This window comes from Salinimicrobium soli (genome assembly GCF_048323655.1).
Taxonomy (GTDB): Bacteria; Bacteroidota; Bacteroidia; order Flavobacteriales; family Flavobacteriaceae; genus Salinimicrobium; species Salinimicrobium soli.
Genome location: NZ_JBLUWW010000001.1, coordinates 151,580 through 173,853, shown reverse-complemented (window position 1 = coordinate 173,853; position 22,274 = coordinate 151,580). Strand labels below are relative to the sequence as shown.

22 protein-coding genes are annotated in these 22,274 nt (G+C 43.0%); 13 read left to right on the top strand and 9 right to left on the bottom strand.

The genetic code is table 11. The annotated features are described in order from the left end of the window. Window positions 1-78 precede the first annotated feature (78 nt). The 9 genes from ACNORC_RS00770 to ACNORC_RS00730 all read left to right on the top strand — a co-directional run bounded on the left by ACNORC_RS00770 (window position 79) and on the right by ACNORC_RS00730 (window position 9,478). Window positions 79-219 (top strand): hypothetical protein, encoded by a 141-nt coding sequence (locus tag ACNORC_RS00770; RefSeq protein WP_418333668.1) that lies wholly within the window; start codon window positions 79-81, stop codon window positions 217-219. A gap of 122 nt (window positions 220-341) precedes the next feature. After that, window positions 342-1,676, top strand: coding sequence for a M24 family metallopeptidase (locus ACNORC_RS00765; RefSeq protein ID WP_418334620.1), 1,335 nt, complete (start codon window positions 342-344; stop codon window positions 1,674-1,676). A 190-nt stretch (window positions 1,677-1,866) separates the two neighbouring features. Then, window positions 1,867-3,189, top strand: a complete 1,323-nt coding sequence (locus ACNORC_RS00760; protein WP_418333667.1) for a DUF5723 family protein — start codon at window positions 1,867-1,869, stop codon at window positions 3,187-3,189. A 281-nt stretch (window positions 3,190-3,470) separates the two neighbouring features. Next, window positions 3,471-5,918 (top strand): GAF domain-containing hybrid sensor histidine kinase/response regulator, encoded by a 2,448-nt coding sequence (locus ACNORC_RS00755; RefSeq protein WP_418333666.1) that lies wholly within the window; start codon window positions 3,471-3,473, stop codon window positions 5,916-5,918. Continuing rightward, window positions 5,919-6,299 carry a response regulator transcription factor gene (locus ACNORC_RS00750; RefSeq protein ID WP_418333665.1) on the top strand — a complete coding sequence of 127 codons (381 nt, stop codon included), beginning with the start codon at window positions 5,919-5,921 and terminating at the stop codon, window positions 6,297-6,299. An 18-nt stretch (window positions 6,300-6,317) separates the two neighbouring features. After that, on the top strand, window positions 6,318-7,160 hold the full coding sequence (locus ACNORC_RS00745) for a hypothetical protein (protein ID WP_418333664.1): 843 nt from the start codon (window positions 6,318-6,320) through the stop codon (window positions 7,158-7,160). Window position 7,161: 1 nt separating this feature from the next. Next, window positions 7,162-8,601, top strand: coding sequence for a glycosyltransferase family 2 protein (locus tag ACNORC_RS00740; RefSeq protein ID WP_418333663.1), 1,440 nt, complete (start codon window positions 7,162-7,164; stop codon window positions 8,599-8,601). A 69-nt stretch (window positions 8,602-8,670) separates the two neighbouring features. Then, window positions 8,671-8,817 (top strand): hypothetical protein, encoded by a 147-nt coding sequence (locus ACNORC_RS00735; RefSeq protein WP_418333662.1) that lies wholly within the window; start codon window positions 8,671-8,673, stop codon window positions 8,815-8,817. A gap of 64 nt (window positions 8,818-8,881) precedes the next feature. Continuing rightward, the gene (locus tag ACNORC_RS00730; RefSeq protein WP_418333661.1) at window positions 8,882-9,478 is read left to right on the top strand and encodes a sigma-70 family RNA polymerase sigma factor; all 597 of its coding nucleotides are present in this window, start codon (window positions 8,882-8,884) and stop codon (window positions 9,476-9,478) included. A gap of 61 nt (window positions 9,479-9,539) precedes the next feature. Here ACNORC_RS00730 and ACNORC_RS00725 read toward each other — a convergent pair whose 3' ends face one another. The 3 genes from ACNORC_RS00725 to ACNORC_RS00715 all read right to left on the bottom strand — a co-directional run bounded on the left by ACNORC_RS00725 (window position 9,540) and on the right by ACNORC_RS00715 (window position 11,339). Beyond that, window positions 9,540-9,734, bottom strand: a complete 195-nt coding sequence (locus ACNORC_RS00725) for a hypothetical protein (protein ID WP_418333660.1) — start codon at window positions 9,732-9,734, stop codon at window positions 9,540-9,542. 112 nt (window positions 9,735-9,846) lie between these two features. Beyond that, the gene (locus ACNORC_RS00720) at window positions 9,847-10,578 is read right to left on the bottom strand and encodes an SDR family oxidoreductase (protein ID WP_418333659.1); all 732 of its coding nucleotides are present in this window, start codon (window positions 10,576-10,578) and stop codon (window positions 9,847-9,849) included. Between the two features lie 128 nt (window positions 10,579-10,706). After that, window positions 10,707-11,339 (bottom strand): dioxygenase family protein, encoded by a 633-nt coding sequence (locus ACNORC_RS00715; RefSeq protein WP_418333658.1) that lies wholly within the window; start codon window positions 11,337-11,339, stop codon window positions 10,707-10,709. Between the two features lie 176 nt (window positions 11,340-11,515). Here ACNORC_RS00715 and ACNORC_RS00710 point away from each other — a divergent pair, with 176 nt between their 5' ends. Together ACNORC_RS00710 and ACNORC_RS00705 are read left to right on the top strand one after the other, a co-directional pair. Then, entirely contained in the window at window positions 11,516-12,010 is a 495-nt protein-coding gene (locus ACNORC_RS00710) for a Cif family virulence factor (RefSeq protein WP_418333657.1), read from the top strand. Window positions 12,011-12,169: 159 nt separating this feature from the next. Then, window positions 12,170-12,658: a nuclear transport factor 2 family protein gene (locus ACNORC_RS00705; RefSeq protein WP_418333656.1), complete on the top strand. Its 489-nt coding sequence runs from the start codon at window positions 12,170-12,172 to the stop codon at window positions 12,656-12,658. 69 nt (window positions 12,659-12,727) lie between these two features. Here the strand turns inward: ACNORC_RS00705 and ACNORC_RS00700 are convergent, their stop codons facing one another. Beyond that, window positions 12,728-13,294: a DinB family protein gene (locus ACNORC_RS00700; protein ID WP_418333655.1), complete on the bottom strand. Its 567-nt coding sequence runs from the start codon at window positions 13,292-13,294 to the stop codon at window positions 12,728-12,730. A 197-nt stretch (window positions 13,295-13,491) separates the two neighbouring features. On the opposite strand from ACNORC_RS00700, the gene ACNORC_RS00695 reads away from it, so the two are divergent. Together ACNORC_RS00695 and ACNORC_RS00690 are read left to right on the top strand one after the other, a co-directional pair. Next, window positions 13,492-15,294 (top strand): DUF885 domain-containing protein, encoded by a 1,803-nt coding sequence (locus ACNORC_RS00695; protein ID WP_418333654.1) that lies wholly within the window; start codon window positions 13,492-13,494, stop codon window positions 15,292-15,294. A gap of 133 nt (window positions 15,295-15,427) precedes the next feature. Beyond that, window positions 15,428-16,270: a DUF5602 domain-containing protein gene (locus tag ACNORC_RS00690; RefSeq protein WP_418333653.1), complete on the top strand. Its 843-nt coding sequence runs from the start codon at window positions 15,428-15,430 to the stop codon at window positions 16,268-16,270. 266 nt (window positions 16,271-16,536) lie between these two features. Here the strand turns inward: ACNORC_RS00690 and ACNORC_RS00685 are convergent, their stop codons facing one another. The 5 genes from ACNORC_RS00685 to ACNORC_RS00665 are packed head-to-tail and all read right to left on the bottom strand — an operon-like array spanning window position 16,537 to window position 22,273. Then, on the bottom strand, window positions 16,537-17,121 hold the full coding sequence (locus ACNORC_RS00685; protein WP_418333652.1) for a DinB family protein: 585 nt from the start codon (window positions 17,119-17,121) through the stop codon (window positions 16,537-16,539). Between the two features lie 56 nt (window positions 17,122-17,177). Further along, window positions 17,178-17,714 (bottom strand): Crp/Fnr family transcriptional regulator, encoded by a 537-nt coding sequence (locus ACNORC_RS00680; RefSeq protein ID WP_418333651.1) that lies wholly within the window; start codon window positions 17,712-17,714, stop codon window positions 17,178-17,180. A gap of 41 nt (window positions 17,715-17,755) precedes the next feature. Then, window positions 17,756-18,736 (bottom strand): HNH endonuclease, encoded by a 981-nt coding sequence (locus ACNORC_RS00675; RefSeq protein ID WP_418333650.1) that lies wholly within the window; start codon window positions 18,734-18,736, stop codon window positions 17,756-17,758. A 4-nt stretch (window positions 18,737-18,740) separates the two neighbouring features. Then, complete coding sequence (locus ACNORC_RS00670; RefSeq protein ID WP_418333649.1) at window positions 18,741-21,887, bottom strand: DEAD/DEAH box helicase; 3,147 nt, start codon at window positions 21,885-21,887, stop codon at window positions 18,741-18,743. Continuing rightward, the gene (locus ACNORC_RS00665) at window positions 21,884-22,273 is read right to left on the bottom strand and encodes a (deoxy)nucleoside triphosphate pyrophosphohydrolase (RefSeq protein WP_418333648.1); all 390 of its coding nucleotides are present in this window, start codon (window positions 22,271-22,273) and stop codon (window positions 21,884-21,886) included. Before ACNORC_RS00665 ends, ACNORC_RS00670 begins: the two co-directional genes overlap by 4 nt. Window position 22,274 lies beyond the last annotated feature (1 nt).

Below are 22,274 nucleotides of genomic sequence, written 5' to 3'. Positions count from 1 at the left end.
TTTATGATGTAGGATAGAAAAAATACCACTAAAGAGGTATTTTACGGGAAGCTGGAGTAAGATATATTTGATTCAGGTATGTCAATAAAACAATTAGCTAAAGAAGACGAAGACTTCAAACAGGAATACTTAGCCACTAAGGAAAGTATTTTTACCATAAGTATGGTCATCATAGCTGTCTCAGCTCTCCTTATTCTTGCTATCTCCTTTTTTGGGTAACTACAACCTTAAAGTCTTTTAAGTTTCAAAAAAGGTTTCTGCTACTTCTCTTATTTCTTTCTAATTGGGTTAAAAGGATTTTTAAGTATCTTGAATTCTCAATCCGCACATATATGACTGTAATGAATGCTACCCCCAAGACACTTCTAATCCTCCTTGCTTATTTTTTTATTCTCCCTGTAGAGGCTCAAATCGTTTCTGAAAGGGAGCGGGCTCAAATAGTTGATAAAGTTTTAGAAGACAGGTTTAGCAATCTGCTACCGGCATTAATGGATCGGACCGGGATCGATATGTGGGTGCTTATTTCCCGGGAATACAATGAAGATCCTGTGATGCGAACCATGTTGCCTGCTACCTGGCTCAATGCCCGTCGCAGAACTATTCTTGTTTTTTACAGGAACAGGGAAAATGACACTATTGAAAGATTGGCTGTTGCCAGATATAATGTGGGAGAAAATATTACTTCAGCCTGGGACCCCGAGGCTCAGCCAGATCAATGGCAGGCGCTGCTGGAGATAATTAAAGAAAGGAATCCTGAGCAAATTGGCCTTAACTTTTCGGAGGACTTCAATATAGCAGACGGAATCGTCAAAACCGATTATCAAGCCTTTATGGCAATGCTTCCGGAAGAGTATTCAAAAAAGGTAGTTTCCGCAGAAAATCTGGCTATTGGTTGGATCGAGACCCGTACAGAAATGGAGATGGAACTCTACAGAGAGCTGGTTTCCATCACCAAAGAGATAATAGGCGAAGCATTTAGTAATAAGGTCATCACCCCCGGAAAAACCACTTCTGACGATGTGGTGTGGTGGATGCGTCAGAAAGTTACCGACCTGGGTCTGGAAACCTGGTTCCATCCTACCATTGACATTCAGAGAAAGGAAGAGGGCCTTAAGGATCATATTGATGCCTTTTCTTCAGGTTATGGGGATAAAGTGATCCTTCCGGGAGATCTCCTCCACTGTGATTTCGGGATAACATATCTCCGACTCAACACAGATTGCCAGCAGCACGCCTATGTTCTCAAACCGGGAGAAAGCAGTGCCCCGGTATTTCTTCAGCAGGCATTGAAAAAGGGGAACAGGTTACAGGACATTTTAACCTCTAATTTCAAAACCGGCAGCAGTGGGAATGAAATTCTCGCCGCCTCATTAAAAGAGGCAAAAGACGAAGGCCTTCAACCGGCGATCTATTCACATCCACTTGGAACCTACGGACATTCCTCTGGTCCTACTATTGGAATGTGGGATTCTCAGGGCGGAGTTACGGGAACGGGAGATTATCCTTTATTTCCCCGGACGGTGTACGCTATCGAACTCAATACTACGGTGAATATTCCTGAATGGGAAAAAGATATTCGTATCATGCTCGAAGAATCCGGTTATTGGGGTGAAGAAGGCTTTCGTTATGTGAATGGCAGGCAAACAGAGTTCCTGCTGATCTCTTCGGAACCCTAGGGTTTAATATGATGCTTTTCGTTAAAAACAAAAATCCTGGAAGGTTTTAATAATCCTGCTGTAAAGACCTCTTCATTTTCAAAAATCACTTAGTTTTTAAAACATTTTTCTAAAGAGAGAAAATACCCACAAATGGGTATTTCAAATCTGCTTTAATTAGGATATGTTTGTCCCTTAAAATCAAAATCATATGAAAATAAAACTACGCCATCTTCTTCCGGCATTTATCTTTTTCTTCACCTCTATTGTCTCCGCACAGAATTTTGTGGGGTTAACAATGGATAACTACAGTGGAGTCAACGGGGTAATCATCAATCCATCAGCCGTGGTGGATTCTAATTTCAGGACCGATATTAACTTGTTTTCCATGAGCTCCTTTCTTGGGAGTGATTATTATTCTATCGACCTGAATGCCGCGCTGGAAAGTGAAGACGGTTTCAGTTTTGGCAACAGTATTAAGACTTCGGCAACTAATCAGAACCAGTTCTTTTTAAATGTTGATGTTTTGGGACCTTCCTTTATGTTCAACCTGAATCCCAAAAGCAGTTTAGCCGTGACTACCAGGGTGCGAACCTTCCTCAACTTTAACAATGTCAATGGGATGATCTATGAAGATATGGAAGACGGATTTAATTCTGAAGAAGACTACAGCTTTGAATTGAAGGATTTCAGCAGCACTGTTCACGCCTGGGGAGAACTGGGTCTTACTTATGGACGAATCCTGATGGATACCGATTCTAATTTCCTGAAAGCGGGTCTTACCGTTAAATATCTGCAGGGAGCTGGTGCAACATTTATTCACAGTCCGCAGGCGACGGGGCAGTATGAAGCGCAAACTGAGCTGCTTACTACTTCCGGAACCCTTAGCTATGGAGGTGCAGTTGGTTTTGATAGTGATGACATAGATTTCAATGACCTTACTTCCGGATTTGGTGCAGATTTCGGAATGACCTATGAATATCGTCCGGATAACGGGTTGGAGGAAGAAAAAGGCCACAGTGACTACAAATTCAGGTTGGGACTTTCGGTCACTGATCTTGGAAGTATTTCTTACGAAAGTACTGTAACTACTTATGACCTGGACGAAACGGTAGATGCAAACAGGTTTGATCAAGAAGGTTTCAGGACTGTGCTGGAGCAGGAATATGAAGGGACTGAAGAAATGAAAGACACTAAAATCAGTTTACCTACGGCCCTGCATGTAATGGGAGACTATAACATCAGTAAACATTTTTACGTAAGTGTGCAGGGAAATCTCTCTTTAGTAAGTGCAGATGCAGAACATGCCAACAGGATCATCAATACTGTGGCCGCTACACCGCGTTTTGAGTCTAAATGGTTCAGTTTCTATCTGCCGGTAAGTATGCGACAATATGATGGACTTGCCATGGGGGCTGGCTTTAGATTAGGTCCTTTAATGGTGGGGTCAGGTTCTTTGATCTCCAATGTTCTGGGGGATTCAGCAAAAACAACAGATATTTATGCGGGACTTAAGATCCCAATTTACCGATAGAATGTAGAGAGTGATTAGCCGTTCCTTTACTTTAAAAAAGCCCTTTTTGGAAGGGCTTTTTTATTCGGACAGTAATGGATCAGTCACACCATAGTTATGAAATATAAAGAGTGGTCAGTTCTTCCCAATAATCTTAAAAAAGCTCCCAACCGGAGCTTTTCTTTTGCCGGGGCTTATCCAATTTTCTCTCCTGAAGATTTTAACATGCCTCCATTTTTAACTTGCTGAATTATAACATTTCCGCAGGACCATGGCATCATTTTTTAATTACTTTTGCCGCCATGAATAATTCCCCCGAACAACAGGAGATCGAAAGGCTGAAAACCCTTTTATCCTATAATATTCTTGACACTCCTCCAGAAGAGGATTTCGATAATATTGCACGGATGATCTCTATTATCTGTGAAACGCCCGTAGCTCTCATCTCAATGATGGATCACAATCGCCAGTGGTTCAAAGCCAAAGTGGGAATGGAAGACAATGAGGTGATTAGGGAGGAGACATTTTGCCAGTACACCATCCGGCAGAGCAGTCTTCTTGAAATCCCGGATGCCACGCTCGATGAGCGGGTGAAGAACAGTCCTTTTGTGACCCAGGATAATGGCATTCGTTTTTATGCGGGGATCCCTTTGACAGCATCAAACGGATATAATATTGGTACCGTGTGTGTGGCAGATAATAAGCCACGCAAGCTTTCTGAAAGTCAAAAAGAGGCCCTCGACCTGCTTTCAAAGCAGGTAATGTATCTCATTGAAAGTCGCAAAAAGAACAGGCAACTATCAACCGAGCTGGAGCAGGTACTCAATAAGAAAATTGAAGCTGCCCAAAGAAGCTTCAAGCAGAAGGAAGCTGAATATAACCACTTACTGGCAGCAATTAAACTTTCCAATTCTGTAGTGGAATTCTCCCCTCAGGGCGAGATCCTGCAGGCAAATGAGATCTTTCTGAATGTCATGGGTTATGATGAAAAGGAGTTGCGCGGAAAATCACACGAAATACTCATTTTTGAAGAGGAAAGGATCCTGAATACAGGTTTTTGGAACGACCTTGAAAAAGGTAAATTCAAGGGAGGCCGCTACAGGCGCCGCCATAAGAACGGTTCTGATATTTGGTATCAGGCTACCTACAATCCTATTCTAAACCTGGAGCAGGAAGTGGTGAAGGTGATCAAGATCGCACAGGATATCACCAGCGAAATAGAAGCGGCGCAGACGCTCCAAAAAGCCAAGGAAGCAGCCGAATCTTTGAATGTTCAAAAAGACAATTTTATAGCCAATGTAAGTCATGAGATTCGTACCCCTATCCATGCGATCCTGGGATTCACGGGGCTGCTCCTGGAAGAGGAGCAGGAGGAATCCAAGTTGTCTTATTTGCGATCTGTAAAAACTGCGGGAGACAACCTGCTGTTTCTGGTCAATGACATCCTGGACCTTTCGAAAATAGACGCGGGTCTTATTCAAATGGACTCAGCTCCCTTCAGTCCGGCTGAGGTTGTCGAAAATGTGTTTTCCATCCTGCATTTAAAAGCCCAGGAAAAGAATATTGGGCTGGATCTTAATTTCGGTCCGGAGGTTCCCGGGCATTTAATGGGAGACCGCAACCGTCTCTCACAAATCCTCATCAATTTGGTGGGCAACGCCATTAAATTTACCGAAAAAGGCCGGGTAGAACTGGAGGTGGCGGTGAAGAAAGAGTTGCACGGAGTGTATTATGTGGAGTTTAAGGTAAAAGATTCCGGAACCGGAATTCCGAAGGATAAGTTAGAGACTATTTTCCAGCGTTTTTCGCAGGCAGATGAAGGAATTTCCCGCAAATACGGGGGCACGGGACTGGGTCTGAATATTTCCCGGCAACTGGTGGAAAAGCAAGAGGGAAGCATGGAAGTTGCCAGTGAGCCCGGCAAAGGTTCGGTTTTTTCCTTTACCATTCCGTATAGAAAGGCTGAGATTGTGGAGAAAGATGCTCCCGGGAATGCAGAACAGCTTGATGAAAATTGCTTCGGAAGAATTCTGCTGTGCGAAGACAACGAACTCAATCAGCGGCTTGTGAGGGTACTGCTTTCTGAAAAAGGATATACCGTTGATATCGCCGAGAATGGAAGAAAAGGACTGGAGTATTTTGCAGCCCTTGATTACGACCTCGTGCTGATGGATCTTCAGATGCCTGAAAAAGACGGGTTTCAAACTACCCGTGAAATCAGGCAGAAATTTGGATCAAAGGTGCCGGTGGTGGCCCTAACGGCTAACTTTATGCTAGTGGAGCGCGAAAGATGTTTTGCAGCGGGGATGAATGATTATCTCTCCAAACCCTTTACCAAGAACGAGCTGTTGCAGGTGATCCAAAAATGGGTTCCAGGAAGGATATTTTCTGAAGAGGTTGTAGCTTCTTCCGAAGAGAAGCCGGTATTTTCAATGGCCTATTTGGAAGATTTCTCTGGAGGAGACGAAGCTTTTCAGCAGGAGATGATCGGGTTGTTTCTGGTCAAGTCGGCAGAAATGCACAACCACCTCAAAACAGCCTTTGAAAAGGAAGATCTTTCAGAAGTAAAAGCAACGGCCCACAAGATGAAAGCTTCTTTTGGAATTGTAGGTGCAGATCTATCGCTGCTTCACAATTTGGAAAGCCTTGAGCAGTTTGACCGCGAAGAGATCGGTGATAATTTAAACCGACTCGAAAGGCAATTAAATAATCTGTATTCTTATATTCGAAAAGAAATAAAAGTCCCCTAAATGAACATCCTACTTGTGGAAGACGATGAGATGCTTCGCAGATCACTCGCCTTCTTTTTAACTTCCAACAAATACACCGTTACTTCCTTTGACAATGGAACTGATGCCATCGACCATATAAATTCCGTTGACCCCGGGATCGACCTGGTGATCACTGATCTTAACCTGCCATTTGCAGCGGGGCAACAGGTAATTGGAGTAGTGCGCAAAAAGTTTAAAGATGAGGTCCCGGTGATCGTGCTCACTTCTTCGGGCGTAGAATCTACAGAACTGGAGGTACTGGATCTGGGAGCAGATGAGTTTGTGACAAAACCGTTCAGCCCGCCCGTCCTGCTTAAACGAATTCAAAAACTTCTTGCAAAGCAGGAAAATTTACGCTAGTTGAAGTCCTTTTCTATTTTGATAAATAAAAGCGATCTTATCGCAACCACAGGGGCATCAGAATTTTCAGAAGCCTTCATGTGGGTATTAGTGCTCATTGGTATCAGTATCGCATTGAGCCTTTTCTTCTTTTTTCTGACCCTTTATAAAAAGCTGGGGCACCTTTCTGAAGACAAACGGAAAAAGGTCTACCAGGAACAGATCGAAAATGTTCTTTTTCGGTACCTGTTTGAAGGCCTGTCGCTGCAGGAAGTACTGCAGGACAAGGCTTTAAAAAAGATGTTTGCAATTCCCCTTTTTCAGCGGGTAGCTATTAAGGCTATTATTTCCCTGCACCACAGTTACAGCGGAACCTATGGTAAAAAACTGGAGCAGTTCTATGTGGAATCTGGTCTTGTGAACTATTCCCTCAAAAAGCTGGAATCCTGCAACTGGACAAATATTGTAGAGGCAGTGAGAGATCTGTCTACCCTTAACCACAATCAATCTTACCCCAGGATCGCTGCTCATATCATTCATAAGAACCCGCTGGTAAAGACCGAGGTGTTGTTAGGGATCATCAAAATGAAAGGCATTAGTGAGATCCTTAAATTTCAGGAATCCGGACTTTATCTAAATGACTGGGTGCAGAGTAATATTCTGTTCACGGTAAAAAAATATAAGATCCCGGCCCCGGGCGATCTGGGTAACCTGCTAAAGAGCAGGAACCGGTCCATAGTCTTGCTGGCGGTAAGACTAATTGCGTATTACGAATCTTCGGAATTCTATACCCGCCTGTCGGAATTTTACCTGCAGACGAAAGATGAAAAATTAAAGAACGAGATCGCCCGGGTGCTCAACCGGGCAGAACCGGCCTATTGATATGACAGGAAATGAACTTTTAGACTGGTTTATCTACGGATTCAATTATCTGATCCTGCTCTTTGCAGTGACAGTAATGACCTCCTACCTTATTTTGGCAGCAATTTCGGGCGTTTCCCTGAAATCTTATTTGCGAAGGAATAAATTCGTCAATTACAACGCCTTGCTGGCGCTGGATTCGGCACCGCATGTTTCGCTTATTGCTCCGGCCTATAATGAAGGCAGGACGATACAGGAGAATGTGCGCTCCCTGCTGTCGATCAACTACAACAACTTTGATGTGATCGTGGTCAATGACGGGAGCAAGGATAACTCCATTCCGTTGCTGATTGAAAAGTTTGACCTCGTACTATCTGATAGAAAATATCATCCGCAGATCCCTACAAAAGAGGTAAAAGCCATTTATGTTTCCTCCAATCCTGCCTATTCCAGGTTGATAGTGGTGGATAAGGAGAACGGCGGGAAAGCCGATGCCCTTAATACCGGGATCAACATCTCCAAAAATCCGTACCTGGTGTGTATTGACGTGGATTGTATCATGGATAAGGATGTGCTGCTGAAGCTGGCCAAACCTTATATGGAACAGTCAGGCACCCGCACCATTGCAACCGGGGGAGTAGTTCGGATTGCCAATTCCTGCGTCATCAAATCGGGGAAACTTATGGAGGTACGTGCGCCTGAAAAAATGCTGGCCCGAATTCAGGTGATCGAATACCTGCGGGCTTTCATTCTCGGCCGTATGGCGTGGAGTAAACTGGATGGGCTGCTGATCATAAGTGGTGCATTCGGAATGTTTGACCGCGAGATAGCCGTGGCTTGCGGTGGGTATGATACCAAAACCGTTGGGGAAGATATGGAGCTCATCGTAAGGATGCGACGGTACATGATAGAGCGCAAAGAGCCCTACTCGGTGCAATATATTCCCGATCCTCTTTGTTGGACCGAAGCTCCCGAAACTTACAAGATCCTTCGGAAACAACGCAGCCGGTGGATGCGTGGTACGATTGAGACTCTCTTCACCCATCGCAAAATGCTTCTTAATCCGAAATATAAAACCCTGGGATTATTGAGTTACCCCTACTGGCTGTTCTTCGAATATTATGCGCCAATTGTGGAGGTCAGCGGACTTCTTATCACCATCCTGCTGGTGGTGTTGGGGATCTTAAGCTGGAAGTTCTTTTTCCTTTTCCTGTTGTTCGTCTATGCCTTTGCGGTCATGTTTTCCATGATGGCTTTGTACACCGAAGAATCTACCTACAGGCGCTATAAAACCTTATCAGACCATTGGAAGCTTGTAATGGCGGCATTACTGGAACCCATTATCTTTCATCCTTTCACGGTTTATGCCGCTATCATAGGCAACTGGGAAAAAATCCGGGGGAATAAAGGTTGGGGTGATATGACCCGTACCGGCTTCAATAAACCTGAAGCTTCAAATTAATTTTCGCTTTTTTTGCGTCTTTTTGATGCCTCTTCCGTCTTGCTATTAAAGAACCAAAAATCTTATAGCATGGAAAATTTTAAAATAAACGGAGATGGAACCTGTACTCTGGAAGTTTGTGAAAAGAAAACCTCGTTTAATCTGGAAGAACGGGTTACCCTTTTCCTGGAGAATATGCCTACCATAACAAAACACTGGTTACATTATAAAATGTAAGATGCAGATGCCTGTATTTCAAAAAAAATTTTCAAATTAGGATTCGGAATTAGCAAGAACAACTATGATCGAACTGCGAAAATACGATGCGATCTCTGAGTACTGGATGAGCTATAAGGATGCTCTCCGCAATTATATCCTCAAGATCGTTAAAGACGGTGACACCGCTAATGAATTGTCTCATGAAGTTTTGATGAAGGTCTATGCTTCCTGTTGTTCTGGCAGGAGCATTAGAAATATCAGGTCATGGCTTTTCCAGATAGCCTATAACACCTGTATGGATCATTTTAAGAAAGAAGGTAAAACGGTTGAATTGGTCAAAGATGTGGAGCAGGAAGAGGAGAATGGCGTCTACCTGGAAGCTTCGGAATTCATTGCGCCGCTCTTGCAGTTACTTCCGCAGAAATATGCCGAACCGTTGAGACTGGCAGATATTGAAGGTCTGCCGCAGCAGGAAGTGGCGCTGAGACTGGGCTTGACCCTCACGGCGGCGAAAACCAGGATCCAGCGCGGCAGGAAACTTCTAAAAGATGAGATCACCGAATGTATACATTTCGAGGTGGACCAGAATGGGCAGTTAAGCGCCTTTGAAGTCAAGGGAAGTTGTGAGGCTTTACAATGTTATGCATCCAAAAAGCCATCCGGGGAAACCGGTTGCTAAAAACAAAAAGGAACAGCTACAATAGCTGCTCCTCTTCATTTATATCGAAAATCATTAATGACTAGTGCACAGAGCTGGTGTGCAATTTGTCCTTAATAGTATCTTCGTTTTTCTTGTAGTATTTATAACCCAGGTATCCGGCTCCGGCAACAGCTCCCCATTTGAGAAGGCTTCCGGTCCATTGTAAACCTTTTTTGGCAGCCCATAGTTCAGCTCCCTTTTTTGCTACTTTCTTAACGTCATTCTTCATGTTCATAGTTATAGTTTTTGTGGTTTGATCTCAATATCGTCATTAATGGGCGCGTTTACCGTTAAAAAGTTTCCAAATAACAGTTTTTTAACCCTTTTTTGACCGATTTTGCCTGTTTTTACGACTTTCCGGTGGGTTTTATGAGTAATTCGTTGACATTTACCTCATCCGGCTGACTTACTGCATAAAATACAGCATCTGCAATGTGTTTGGGTTGGAGTTTTGGTTCGTCTCCTGAATAATCCTTATCATCCAGAAGTTCCTTGTCGGTGATGTCTTCCCGGAGGTTGGTAGCAACTGTTCCCGGTTCGATGGCGGTGACCCTGATGTTGAATTCCGGAGAAAGTTCCATTCTCATGGCCCTGGAAAGGGCGATCACTGCAGCTTTGGAAGCTCCGTAAACTGCACCACCTTCATATAATTCTTTCCCGTCAACCGAAGCTATATTTACGATATGTCCGTTTTTCTGGGTCTTCATAGCCGGTAAAACCTCATTGATGCAACGTAAGGTACCTTTAACATTCACTTCAATGGTCTGCAGCCATTCTTCCACATGCCGGTTCTTCATATAGCTAAGCGGCATTACCCCTGCGGAATTAACCAGGATGTCTACACGCCCAAACTCGTCCCAGATGTCTTTGAAGGCTCCCGAAACACTTTCAGAATTGCTGACGTCCATCCGCACCACCATGGCGGGATTTTTCAGTTCTTCCTGTACCTGGGAGAGTTTTTCCATACTGCGACTGGCAAGCACCAGTTTGCAACCTTCTGCGGAAAGGGCTTTTGCGATGGCTTTTCCAATTCCGCTGCTGGCACCCGTAACAACGGCCACCTTGTCCTGTAACTGCATAATTGTAATTTTTGTTTCTCTTTAAGGTCGGGGGAAACAGCGGCAAAGCCCGTTAAGGGATTGGCAAATAACAGATTTTTAACTTCCTGAGATCTCCGGCTACTGCAATAAATAAAGGGACAAATAGGTCAGTCGTAATCCGGAATGTTTTTCCCCAGCACAAAGTCGCGGTTGATTACAAAGTAATTTTCCTCTTTTTGAAGCTTTACCACTCCCGAAGAGCCACCGCGGTGATTCTCATCTATAGTTTCAGCATCCAGCAAAGGATCATCTTCAAAAAAGTAACTTCCCAGCCAGTAATATTTGCCATTTGGTTCCAGAATGTAGGGGTGAATATGTGCCGGAGCGTCCCTGCTGGGATAAGTGCCGGGCACCTGGGTGTAAAAGGTGTATTTCCCATCCTTTCCGGTCTTTACCCATCCGCGTAAATAACCGTGGCGGCGGCCCCACCCGGTTTCGTCACCGCGAGTGGGATAGATTCCGGCTGTATTGGTATGATGTATATAAAGTACCACCCCTTCGGCCGGGGTTTTACCATCGGCCTGAAAAATAGTTCCCTGAACCTTCAGCTTCTTTTCGGCTTCCTCAAATTCGGGAAGGGTGTCAACCGCGTTGAGGTTTTGGTCTCCATATTCCAGAATTGCCTCACATCCTTCACAGGGCCCACCCACCAAATGTGGTTCCGCGACCTCTTTTTCCTGGGATTGTACACAGGAGACCTGCAGGAAAAGGGCTGCCAGTAAAATACCTGCTTTTTTCATTTGCTGTTGTTTTTCAACAAGTTAAACAATATTCTGAAAATCAAGCTGATAGCATTTGAAGGAGCTTTCCTGCGTTTTGACTAAAAAAATAGGTATTTGGTCTAAAAAGGGTGAAAAAATTTATTTTATACTTCATCTTTAGGTAAATTAGAATGTAATTTTTAAAATTTTAACGTATGAAGTTTTTAAAATTGATTCCGGTATTTTCTCTTATTTTCTTTTTAGGAGCCTGTAATGATGGAGAAAAAGAAGTTGCTGTAGAAGATGAAATAGTTGTGGAAGATAACTGGGATGCTGATGCCGCCATGGGCGAATGGCGCGATGACTGGAATGCTAATGATTCCACCAGCCTACGGGCAGCAACTGCAAATGATGCTGTGCTGTTCATGGAAGGGAAAGCGCATCGCAATGACAGCGTGACCACTTGGATCAACAACAGTTCAAAATGGATGAAGAACCTGAGGACCACTCCTGTGGTTAAGAAAAAAGGCGAAGATTTCGCTTTTGAAGCCGGTACCTATACTCACGGTACCACTGCCAGTGATACCATGCAGATGGCCGGAACCTATACCGTGGTTTGGGAGCGTGCAGATGATGAATGGAAGATCAAGCTTATGGATATTTCTCCGGAAGTAGATCTCCCTGAAATGCCCGATGCGGAGAACAATTAAAGAACCCCTTTTTTTCCCCTGAGAAACTAACAACCAATTTTGGGCTGCCAAAAGTGATTATTTTTTCACATCGCTTATTGGCAGCCTTTTTTTTCAGTCGAAAGCCCACCCTTAAATATTTCGGCTGCCATTACTAAGTATTAACCTTAAATAAATGATATGAGAATTTTGAAGATTTTACCGCTAATGGGTTTGTTGCTGTTTGCAGGAGCCTGTGATGACGCAAATGAACGCAAGGTGGAGGAAGAGACCATTACTGCCGAAGAGGTGTCGAATCCTGATGTGATCTCGAAAGAATGGGAAGAGGCCTGGAACAGCAATAAGCCAGAGGAAGTGCGTGGGATGATGACCGGCGATGCTGTCCTGGTCATGAACGGCAAAAGATGGCCTAAAGACAGCCTTGCCCCATGGGTAGATATGGCTTCTACGGGGATGAGAGATCTTAAGATGGAGGCCATTCACAAAGGCGCTTCCGGAAACATTGCTTATGAGACCGGTGTCTTCAACCATGGCATACATGAAAATGACACCACCCATTTTACCGGCACCTATACTTTTATCTGGGAGCGGGATGAAGCTTCAGATGACTGGAAGGTAAAAGTCATGGATATTTCAGATGACATGGGAGAGGATGAGATGGAGGAATAGCGATCTATTATGAAAAATAAGACCCCTTCTGCTACAGAAGGGGTTTTTTATGCTTCAAAAATGGCATTTTCAGGCCGCCTTGAATTCGGCTTCCGCACCCACGGCTTTATAAGCCTGCAAGATGTGGCGTTGGTTATGATAGATAAGCACCCTAAAAGTGTCTCCCAGTTTCAGTTTTATGAATTTAGAAATACTCACCGCTGTTTTTGTCTTGTTAAGGCTGAACTTTCGGGAGCGCTCCAGCAGTTCAAGTAGCTGTTCCTGTTGGGAGAGGAAGCGGTCAATACAAGTCTTGCGCAGGCTGCTGCCATTGGGATTCTTGTCTTTGAAGGTCTTCATTTTGTGCATGTTTTCGCTGGGCAACATGGCATTGGCGAAATAATTTCCCAGGATCCCCGCTTTAAAGAGCGGTTCGGCGGTAGTTTGATTATTGCTCAGCCTGGTTTTAATCTCCGGCAGGTAAAAATCCCCGTAGAGATTGAGGTGTTCGAGACATTCCAGGGCACTCCAGCTGGTAGGCGTTCTCTTCTCGTTGAGATCTGCCAGGGACCGTGTACGCAGCTTTTCGGCTTGGGCGATATTATGTCGCGTGCGTTTGATCAGGTCTTCTATCAGCTTGTCGGAAGCAATTTTCATCGGTGACACTTTTTACAAATATCGGAACTTATTGAATTTCATGCTATTAAAATTTTCAGGTTTTTTCTGAAAAATTAGCTGCTTCAGAAGAAGAAAGCCGTCGGGATTGCTGAAATTTTAAGAAAGTCTTCCGAAGCCTGCTTAGTCTCTAAAGCATCATTTTTTCTAACTTACAAACCGCATTTAAAAATTGTACCATGTTTAAGAAAATTATACTTCCGCTTTTTGCAGTCTTTTTACTGATTGGCTGTAAGAATGAAAAGATCGAAACCACGGGGGAAGCCCGAACTGAGACTGCTTCAGAATTTGATAAGGTGCTGGCCGATTACTATGAAGATGGCCTGAAACTGAATCCTATTGCAGCGACCATGGCAGGGGATATGCGCTACAATGACCGTTTTCCCAACTTTCTTTCTGATGAATACCGGCAAAAGCTGAAGAACTACTTTACTGAATATCGTAATAAGGCGGCCGCTTTTGAGGACGAAGAGCTTTCCGAAGTGCAACAAATGAGCAAGGACATTCTCATGTGGGAATGTAATGTGAACCTGGAGAGCCTGGAATTTGATATGGATAAATATATGCCCATCAACCAGATGTGGTCTGTGAACCTGTTCGTGGGGCAGCTGGCCAGTGGTGCCGGGGCCCAGCCATTCAAAACGGTGGAGGACTATGAGAACTGGTTGAAGCGGGTAGATGCTTATCTCACCTGGTTCAATTCGGCTGAAACCCGCATTCGTGAAGGGATGGCGGCAGGTTATGTTTTACCGGCCTCTCTTATTCAGAAGGTCGTTCCGCAGATGAAGGCCATGACCGGCGGAGAGGTGGAAGACCACCTGTTCTTTAGCCCGGCCAGGAATTTCCCCGATAGTTTTACTGAAGCTGAAAAAACCGAACTGGCTGAGAAATACCGAAAAATGGTTTCTGAAAAGGTGATTCCGGCCTATGAGAAGATGCACGATTTCATGCAGAAGGAATACCTGCCGAAAGGAAGGAGCAGCAGCGGAATTGCCGCCCTGCCGAAGGGAGAAGAATTCTATAAACACCAGATAAAGCTGTACACCACCACAGATATGACTGCCGAAGAGATCCACCGGTTGGGACTGGCCGAAGTGGCCCGTATCTCTGCCGAAATGGAGAAGGTGAAAGAGCAGGTGGGGTATGAGGGCGACCTTAAATCATTCTTTAACTATGTGCGCAACAATAAAGACCTAATGCCTTTTGACACGGCCGAAGAGGTGATCGTACATTTCAATGAGATCCATGAGCGCATGAAACCCAATATCAGCAAACTCTTTGATATGACTCCAAAGACGGCGTTTGAAGTGCGTCGCACGGAGGAATTCAGGGAAGCTTCGGCCAGTGCCGAGTATAATCCGGGGTCGCTGGACGGTACGCGTCCCGGTATCTTTTATGTGCCCGTGCCCGATGCCACTACCTATAATATTTATAGCGACGAATCATTATTCCTGCACGAGGCCATTCCGGGGCATCATTACCAGATCTCCCTGACGCAGGAAAACGAGAACCTGCCAGAATTCCGGAAAACGCTTTGGTATAGCGGTTATGGCGAAGGCTGGGCCTTGTATTCGGAGTCTTTAGGAAAGGAGCTGGGGCTTTTCACAGATCCCTACCAGTACTTCGGAATGCTGGGAGCAGAGATGCACCGCGCCGTACGCCTGGTGGTAGATACCGGCTTGCACAGCAAAGGCTGGACGCGCGAACAGGCGATCCAGTATTCATTGGAAAACGAAGCCGAACCTGAAGCCAGTGTAATTTCGGAAATTGAACGTTATATGGCCAATCCCGGCCAGGCGCTGTCTTATAAGATAGGGCAACTCAAGATCATGGAGTTGCGCGACAAGGCAAAAGCCGAATTGGGAGATGAATTTGACATCAGGAAATACCATAACCAGGTGCTCGAGACAGGATGTATTCCGCTGGAACTCCTGGAGAACAAGATCAATTCCTGGATAGAAGAAGAAAAAGCCTCCCGGTAAATTACCACTCAAAAATGCCCTTTTTGACACCTGTTTAAAAGGGCATTTTTATTTTTTATTATTTAACTATCCTTCCGTTTTACGGATTAGTTTTTAGCGTAAATTTGGTCCTAATAACCTAAAAACCAGCGTCATGAGAAAACATGTATTTCTTTTGCCGCCCCAATCTTTTTCCTGCCTACTCCCCCTTTTTTTACTCTTTGTATTTTCTGCTTGTGAAAAGGAAGCAGTAGATACTTTGAACGATCCTGCACTTGACCTGCAGTCAAAGGCCCAGATGGACCTTTCTGAGAAGACAAGTGAATTTTATGGTCCTGCACAACAATTAGGTCGCGGAGTTGTTCGTAGTTCTGTTACCATGAGCAGGGATGGCACACCTCAATCAATAGGGGTACGTATTTCTGAAAAGTCTTTTGAAAGTTTACCAGATGAGCCTGTGGTGCTCAGCCTCCAATTACCACAAAAAACTGCGGGATTGCCATTCGATCACATAAGCCTGAATTGGAATCCGCATGGTCATGAACCCGAAAATATCTATGGGGCCCGTCATTTTGATGTGCATTTTTACATGATCTCTGTCGAGGAACAGATGCAGATCACTGATCCGGCGAAGGCTGCAAACCTTCCAACCGGAGATTATGTTCCCACAGGTTATTTTATTCCGGGTGCTCCAGAGCTGGTGCCAATGATGGGAGTACACTGGTTGAGCCACAATGCTCCCGAACTTCCACCCACCTTTGAAGAATTCACTCACACCTTTATTTATGGTTCCTATGACGGCGAATTCATTTTTATGGAACCTATGATCACCGTGGATTACCTGGAAAATGAAGCGGACGGCACTTCTTTCCCCTTCGCACAACCTCAAAAATATCCGATGGAAGGCTATTATTACCCCACCACTTACAGCATGGATTACGATTCCCAACGCAAGGAATATGTGGTTGAAATGGGCGGAATGGTTTGGCGGGAATAAGAATAAAAAATTAAAGGAAAAGCCCTTTTTGAATACTCAGAAAGGGCTTTTTTTATGATTGATTGATCGATATTTTTCTGGCCTGTATAAAGAGGACGAACTTATTGCTAATGTGTTACAAATCTTTCTTGTATATACCGAAACTACAACAGAAAGCCGGGTTGTAAAACCGCATTAGGATGAAGTGAGAAAGAAAGCACCTGAAATGGCATTTTTGACTCCTGAAATAGATTCCGCTATTTCGCATTCCTTCCAAAAAGTAGGTTCTAAGCCTGTTCTTCTAAAGCAGCGTAGGTAACAGATCTCGCAAAGGTCACCGCCCGCTGTGCCTGCTGCAGGTGCCTTTCGTTATGATAGATCACTACCCGAAAGGTATCTCCCAGCTTTAGTTTGATCACAGGTGCAATGCTGATGGAGGTTTTGGTTCTGTTGAGGCTTACACTTCGGGCACTGTCCAATAACCAAAGCATTTTCTTCTGCTGCTCAATGAATTTTTCAAGGGTTTGCTTTCCCAGTTTCCCGCCGTTGAAGTTGGCCGATTTCATGGTCTTCATTGGTTTCATACTCTCTCCCGGCAGCATCATCTTGGCGAAATAATCTCCCAGCATACCCGCTTTAAAATTGGGTTCTGCGGAATGATGTGCGGTTTTGATGCGATTTTCAATTTCGGGCAGGTAAAAATCGCCGTAGAAGTTGAGGTGCTCCAGGCACTCGAGTGCACTCCAATTGTCTGCACTGCTTTTGTGATTGAGGATTTCAAGGCTCAGGTTGTTGAGCTGCTGTGCCCGGTTCAGATTTTGACGGGTGCGCTCGATGAGGTCGGTGATCAGGTTTTCGGAAGCTGTTTTCATCTTTTTGTTTTTTTACAAAGATGCCTTCCAATACAGGTTCAAAACATTGATCGAGATCAAGATTTTTTGATGCGCGACAAAGTCTCGGGGGTCATGCGCAAATAAGAGGCGATGTAGCGGTGCGGAATCTCCTGGAACAGCCGCGGACTGCGCTCCAGTACTCTTCTGTATCTTTCTTGCGGCGAGGAGGTGAGCAGGTCTTGCTCCCTTTCCATTTGCTGATATACCAGTTGTAGCAGCAGGTTTTGCCAGTGCTGCATATTTTGAGGAGAGGCGGAAACGAGTTCCAAAAATGCCTTTTTTGAGAGCACTTTCAGGCTGCACTTTTTGATGGCCTGAATGTAAAGCGGGGAAGGAGCTTCGGTCACGAAAGAATCCAGGGCTGCCACCAAGTCTCCGCTATAAGCGAACCTGATGGTATGTTCTTCCTCCTCATCGGTCACAAAGGCCCGCAGGCTGCCCGAAGCGACAAAATACACCCGGGTATCTTTGCTGCCGCTCACCTTGAGGTATTCGTTGCGGGCGAGCTCCAGCTCCTGTTCCCAAAGTTCCTGTTCCTGTATTTGCTGCAGCAGATCCTGAAGGGGGTTCATATTGTTAGATTGTTGAGGTTATAATCTTGAAATTCGAGTGGTCAAAGCAAGAAAATTTCTTTGTTATGCCAGCTCAATGAAGTTTGGGAAGGATACCAATCCTCTTTTTGGGGCAACAAGATTTGATGACCAGAAAATTGTGACAGAGTAAAATTCGAATATTCTTCATTTACAGTGGGGGAAACCCTGACAATAAAATCGGAATTAATGGTAATTAAACCGCGGTCGAAGGCACGATGTAGAGTTGGAGATAGAGCTATGCCATTAGTGACGTGGTCATTTCCAGAAAGGCTAAAGGGGTGAATATGACAAGCATCGATCATCTGAACATTGTGAGAGGACTCAATTTTCATTCCTGATATACAGCAGGTATAGTTGTAAATTTTAGGAATATTTTTTTTGAACAGTCCTCCACGAATGAAAAGCTCCTCTTCATATTCATCTTCCTCTAGAGTTTCTCTTAATCTTTGGATATGCCTTTGATAGGCTTCTTTTGGTTCGTTTAATATTTCATATTCAATATGCTCTTCTTCGTAACTTTTTTGAGGTCTTGCATAAGTAGTTTTTTGATGTGGAAAATATGTTTCTAATATTAGTTGTTCAAACCATAACTGACTAGAAATTTCCTGAAGAAGGACAAATAAATCTCGATCAATTTCGGCAAAGGCAACAGATTCTCTCAGGTTTTTAAAACTTCTTATACTATTTGAACGGGTAAGAATTAATTCTCTTCCTGGTTTAGTAACCAAGTGCCAAAACGGTTCATTTTTCAAGTGAAAAAATGGAAGATAAAATGTTGGGACATGGTTTGTATCAACTAATTGCTTCCAATTTTGTTTAAAAGCGAGGATCAATTCGGAGGTAATGAAAACTCTGTTACTACGGATCTCTCCTTTAGCAATTAACTGGATAACTGACAGAATTAGAATCGGTTTGTGAGGAGCCTTGCCCATACCCTTTACAGGACCGCGCCGCAGTTTTTTTAGTTGGTGTGAGTACTTAAGAAGTTTTTCTTCGGACATAAAGCTAACCTATCGCTAATTTTTGGCTTTCCTTTAGAATATAAGATGGCATAGGTTCTTTTAAACGCCATTCTACACTCATCGGCTTTGCTCCTTTTGATTTTATAAAATGCGCTTCTCCCAAGAAAACATATGACATGGTAAAACCGAATTCATCTACGTTTTGTTCTCTTACGAAGAGTAAAATTTTCTTTCCGATGTCGTTATGCCTTATATAGGATTCTCCCTTTGGCGAATCTGGAGAAATACTGTTTTGTGATTGCCAATGAAAGAGATTTTTGTTGACAGCATAATCCTCATACATTGTGGTGGGAGAATACTCCTTTTCGGTTTTCTTGAGCGTAACAAATAAAGCTTCAGCCTTTAATTTTTTGTTGTTTGCAGCACCTTCACGATTAGATGATTTTTTACTGAAGGTGCTCATGCCCATGGCAGCCAGTATTTCTTCTCGATTATATCTACTGTGAATTTTTAACGGGAACGGGAAACCTAAATCAATATCTTTCTCAATAAATTCTATCTTTTCTATAAGATGATCGGTAAATTCCTGCATTTCGCTTAGCATAACTGGGTTTTTTTTGAGTGATGTTATACACTCTTTAATATCTGAAAATCCGAGTTTTGTTCCAGCTTCTTGCCAAACGTCATAATGGAACATAAGGAGCATTTTTTCTTCCTCTTTTGTCAATAAATACAGGTTGATATCATTTGAAATTACCTTCTGAATAAATTGTAGGTAAGAAAGGGAGTTACATTGTATGAGCTTCCTCTGCATACAACTTGTCAATTCTTTCTCTTGTGGCTCATCAAAATTGGAAATAACGCCTGCATCTGCACACAATCTTTTCCAACTTCCTTTTTTATAGATTTGTGGAAGTTCAAGATGATGGAATTCTAAGAAGTTAGTCAAAGTCAACGGTAGCGTAGAATGATTCTTGAACTTTTGAATTTTATGAAGGAGTTGGGGTCTTCGGAATTCAGTGGCTTCTTTTATATTTCTCAAAATGACTTCCCGAGCTTTTTTCTCCAAAACAATTGAACAACCTAATGGTAAATGGGGGAATTCATCCTCGATTTCTTTAATTATCGAGGTATGAGTTTTGCCAACAAGCGCTCTGAATTTATGTTCAAAATCATATTCTGGACGAGCATTACCCACAAAATCTAACACAGTTAAGCAATCTTTATTTTCGGCAAGTCTAAGGCCACGACCTAATTGTTGTAGAAAAATAGTCAAACTTTCAGTGGGCCGCAGAAAGAGAACTGTATCAATATTTGGAATATCTACACCTTCGTTGAAAATATCAACAACAAATAGGTAATTGATCTCTTTTCGAAGAAGCTGGCTTCGCAGGATATCCCTTGAAGAACTATTATTACTTACCAGATATTCGGCCTTTAAACCGGCTATTGTAAATTTTTGAGCCATGTATTTGGCGTGCTCCTGGCTCACGCAAAAACCTAAAGCTTGTACATCGTGTATATCAGTTAGGTATTTTTCGCAGTTATGGATAATATCCGAAACACGCCTGTCGTTTTCGGTGTAAAGTTTGGTCAGTTCTCTAATTTCATACCTTCCATTTCTCCAGTTTACCTGGGAAAGATCTACAGCATCAGACAGAGCAAAGTACTGAAAGGGACTTAAGAGCTTCCGGTTCAAAGCTTCGGGCAATCTTATCTCTGCAGCAGTTTTATTGTGAAAATCTTCCGCTATGTCTCCTCCGTCCATTCTTTCAGGTGTCGCAGTCAGTCCAAGAAGAATTTTAGGGTTGAATCTTTTGAGAATAGGGCGATAACTTTCTGCTTTAATATGGTGTACTTCATCAACAATGATATAGTCGAAGAAATCAGAGGCTAACTTTAAATGCTTTAAACGGCTATGAAGAGTTTGAATGGAAGCAAATATTTGATTATAGCTTTCGGGTTCGTTCCCATCTACCCAGAGCTCACCAAAATTTGAATTTTTTAAAACGTGTTGAAAAGTGACTTGTGCCTGTTGTAAAATTTCCTTTCTGTGAGCAACAAAGAGAAACCTTGCGGTGGGATTTTGAGAATAAAATCTTTTAAAATCAAAGGCTGAAATAACTGTTTTTCCTGTTCCGGTAGCTGCTACCAAGAGATTTTTATTTCTGTTATGAATCTTTCTTTCAGATTGTAGTTTGGCCAAAATCTCCTCTTGGTATGGATATGGTTTTAAATCAAAAAAGGTGGTGTTTTGGGCTGTGCTGTAGGAACTTTGCCTTTTAAGAGCACGACTCAATTTTTCCCTATCTCTTCCCTTTGTGTAAAATTCGAATTCAGAATCTTCCCAATAAGTCTCAAAAGTCTTTTGAAATTTGTCAATGATATGGCCGATTTCCTGAGTGGTGACTTTTAAGTTCCATTCTAAACCATTGGTGAGAGCAGAACGAGAAAGATTTGATGAACCAATATAACCGGTATGGAATCCAGAATTTCTTAAAAACAAATAAGCTTTAGCATGCAGTCGTTCGTGTTCGGAATTGTAAGAAACTTTTATTTCGGTATTCGGTAAAGACGAAAGATATTCCACAGCTTTGACATCTGTAGCACCCATATAGGAAGTGGTTATAATTTTCAAATTTTTACCACTGGCCGTGAACTCCTCCAGTTCTTTTTGAAATATCCGAATGCCTGAAAATTTAATGAAAGAGACCAACCAGTAAATTTCGTCCGCAGAGAGAATTTCTTTTCTCAATTCACTTTCCAAAGAGATTCCTACATTATTTCCGGTAAACAACTCACTTTGACTTAAACGTGTATAAGGAGTGATCTCTTTGAGTCTAGCTTCTATATTGGGAAAAGGAAAATCTAATTTCGAGAAAATGCCTTGCAGAATTTTACCTTCAGTTTCTAATAGATTATCATTCATTTCTAAACAGTCGAGTTCTCTAATCAAGAGCTGAATGATCTTATTTGAAAGCTCAATCTGCTTAAGAGGACGGTCCTTTTCCTTTACTTCGTTGAGTGCGAATTTTATTGTCTCAGCCAAATAAAGACTGAGGTATTGAGAAGCTTCCTCTGTGTCTAAAGTAGTTTCACTGATGTGAAATTTTTCGGAATCAATTGATTCTAATTTATTCTTGACGAGTTTGTTTATTAGCTGTTCGTAAAGGCCGGTTTCAAAAATCATTGATATCTCTGAATGTAGTATTGAACAATTGGGATGTCAGCTGCTGCCCAGTCCAATGTATTCAAGTCATGGAGAGCAACCCACTCAATTTTAAGATGTTCTTTTAGTTCAATTTCAGATGTTTGTAGGGAACAGCGAAATGGAATAAGTTCAATTGACTTACTTTGTGAATATATATGTTTGTTAGATGGAAGGCGTTCAATTATATTTATTTCGATACCTAATTCTTCTTTGATTTCTCTTTCTAAACAGGATTCCAATTCTTCACCTTTGTTAACTTTACCACCGGGAAATTCCCATTTTAGAGGCAGGTGCATGGTTTCACTTCTTTGGGCACAGAGAACTTTTTGCTCATTTTCTATTATTGCACATGTAACAAGAATCACC

Bases quoted from the DNA above. Each gene is read 5' to 3' on its own strand.
- ACNORC_RS00770 (WP_418333668.1), top strand. From the start codon at position 79: ATGTCAATAAAACAATTAGCTAAAGAAGACGAAGACTTCAAACAGGAA.
- ACNORC_RS00765 (WP_418334620.1), top strand. From the start codon at position 342: ATGAATGCTACCCCCAAGACACTTCTAATCCTCCTTGCTTATTTTTTT.
- ACNORC_RS00760 (WP_418333667.1), top strand. From the start codon at position 1,867: ATGAAAATAAAACTACGCCATCTTCTTCCGGCATTTATCTTTTTCTTC.
- ACNORC_RS00755 (WP_418333666.1), top strand. From the start codon at position 3,471: ATGAATAATTCCCCCGAACAACAGGAGATCGAAAGGCTGAAAACCCTT.
- ACNORC_RS00750 (WP_418333665.1), top strand. From the start codon at position 5,919: ATGAACATCCTACTTGTGGAAGACGATGAGATGCTTCGCAGATCACTC.
- ACNORC_RS00740 (WP_418333663.1), top strand. From the start codon at position 7,162: ATGACAGGAAATGAACTTTTAGACTGGTTTATCTACGGATTCAATTAT.
- ACNORC_RS00735 (WP_418333662.1), top strand. From the start codon at position 8,671: ATGGAAAATTTTAAAATAAACGGAGATGGAACCTGTACTCTGGAAGTT.
- ACNORC_RS00730 (WP_418333661.1), top strand. From the start codon at position 8,882: ATGATCGAACTGCGAAAATACGATGCGATCTCTGAGTACTGGATGAGC.
- ACNORC_RS00725 (WP_418333660.1), bottom strand. From the start codon at position 9,734: ATGAACATGAAGAATGACGTTAAGAAAGTAGCAAAAAAGGGAGCTGAA.
- ACNORC_RS00720 (WP_418333659.1), bottom strand. From the start codon at position 10,578: ATGCAGTTACAGGACAAGGTGGCCGTTGTTACGGGTGCCAGCAGCGGA.
- ACNORC_RS00715 (WP_418333658.1), bottom strand. From the start codon at position 11,339: ATGAAAAAAGCAGGTATTTTACTGGCAGCCCTTTTCCTGCAGGTCTCC.
- ACNORC_RS00710 (WP_418333657.1), top strand. From the start codon at position 11,516: ATGAAGTTTTTAAAATTGATTCCGGTATTTTCTCTTATTTTCTTTTTA.
- ACNORC_RS00705 (WP_418333656.1), top strand. From the start codon at position 12,170: ATGAGAATTTTGAAGATTTTACCGCTAATGGGTTTGTTGCTGTTTGCA.
- ACNORC_RS00700 (WP_418333655.1), bottom strand. From the start codon at position 13,294: ATGAAAATTGCTTCCGACAAGCTGATAGAAGACCTGATCAAACGCACG.
- ACNORC_RS00695 (WP_418333654.1), top strand. From the start codon at position 13,492: ATGTTTAAGAAAATTATACTTCCGCTTTTTGCAGTCTTTTTACTGATT.
- ACNORC_RS00690 (WP_418333653.1), top strand. From the start codon at position 15,428: ATGAGAAAACATGTATTTCTTTTGCCGCCCCAATCTTTTTCCTGCCTA.
- ACNORC_RS00685 (WP_418333652.1), bottom strand. From the start codon at position 17,121: ATGAAAACAGCTTCCGAAAACCTGATCACCGACCTCATCGAGCGCACC.
- ACNORC_RS00680 (WP_418333651.1), bottom strand. From the start codon at position 17,714: ATGAACCCCCTTCAGGATCTGCTGCAGCAAATACAGGAACAGGAACTT.
- ACNORC_RS00675 (WP_418333650.1), bottom strand. From the start codon at position 18,736: ATGTCCGAAGAAAAACTTCTTAAGTACTCACACCAACTAAAAAAACTG.
- ACNORC_RS00670 (WP_418333649.1), bottom strand. From the start codon at position 21,887: ATGATTTTTGAAACCGGCCTTTACGAACAGCTAATAAACAAACTCGTC.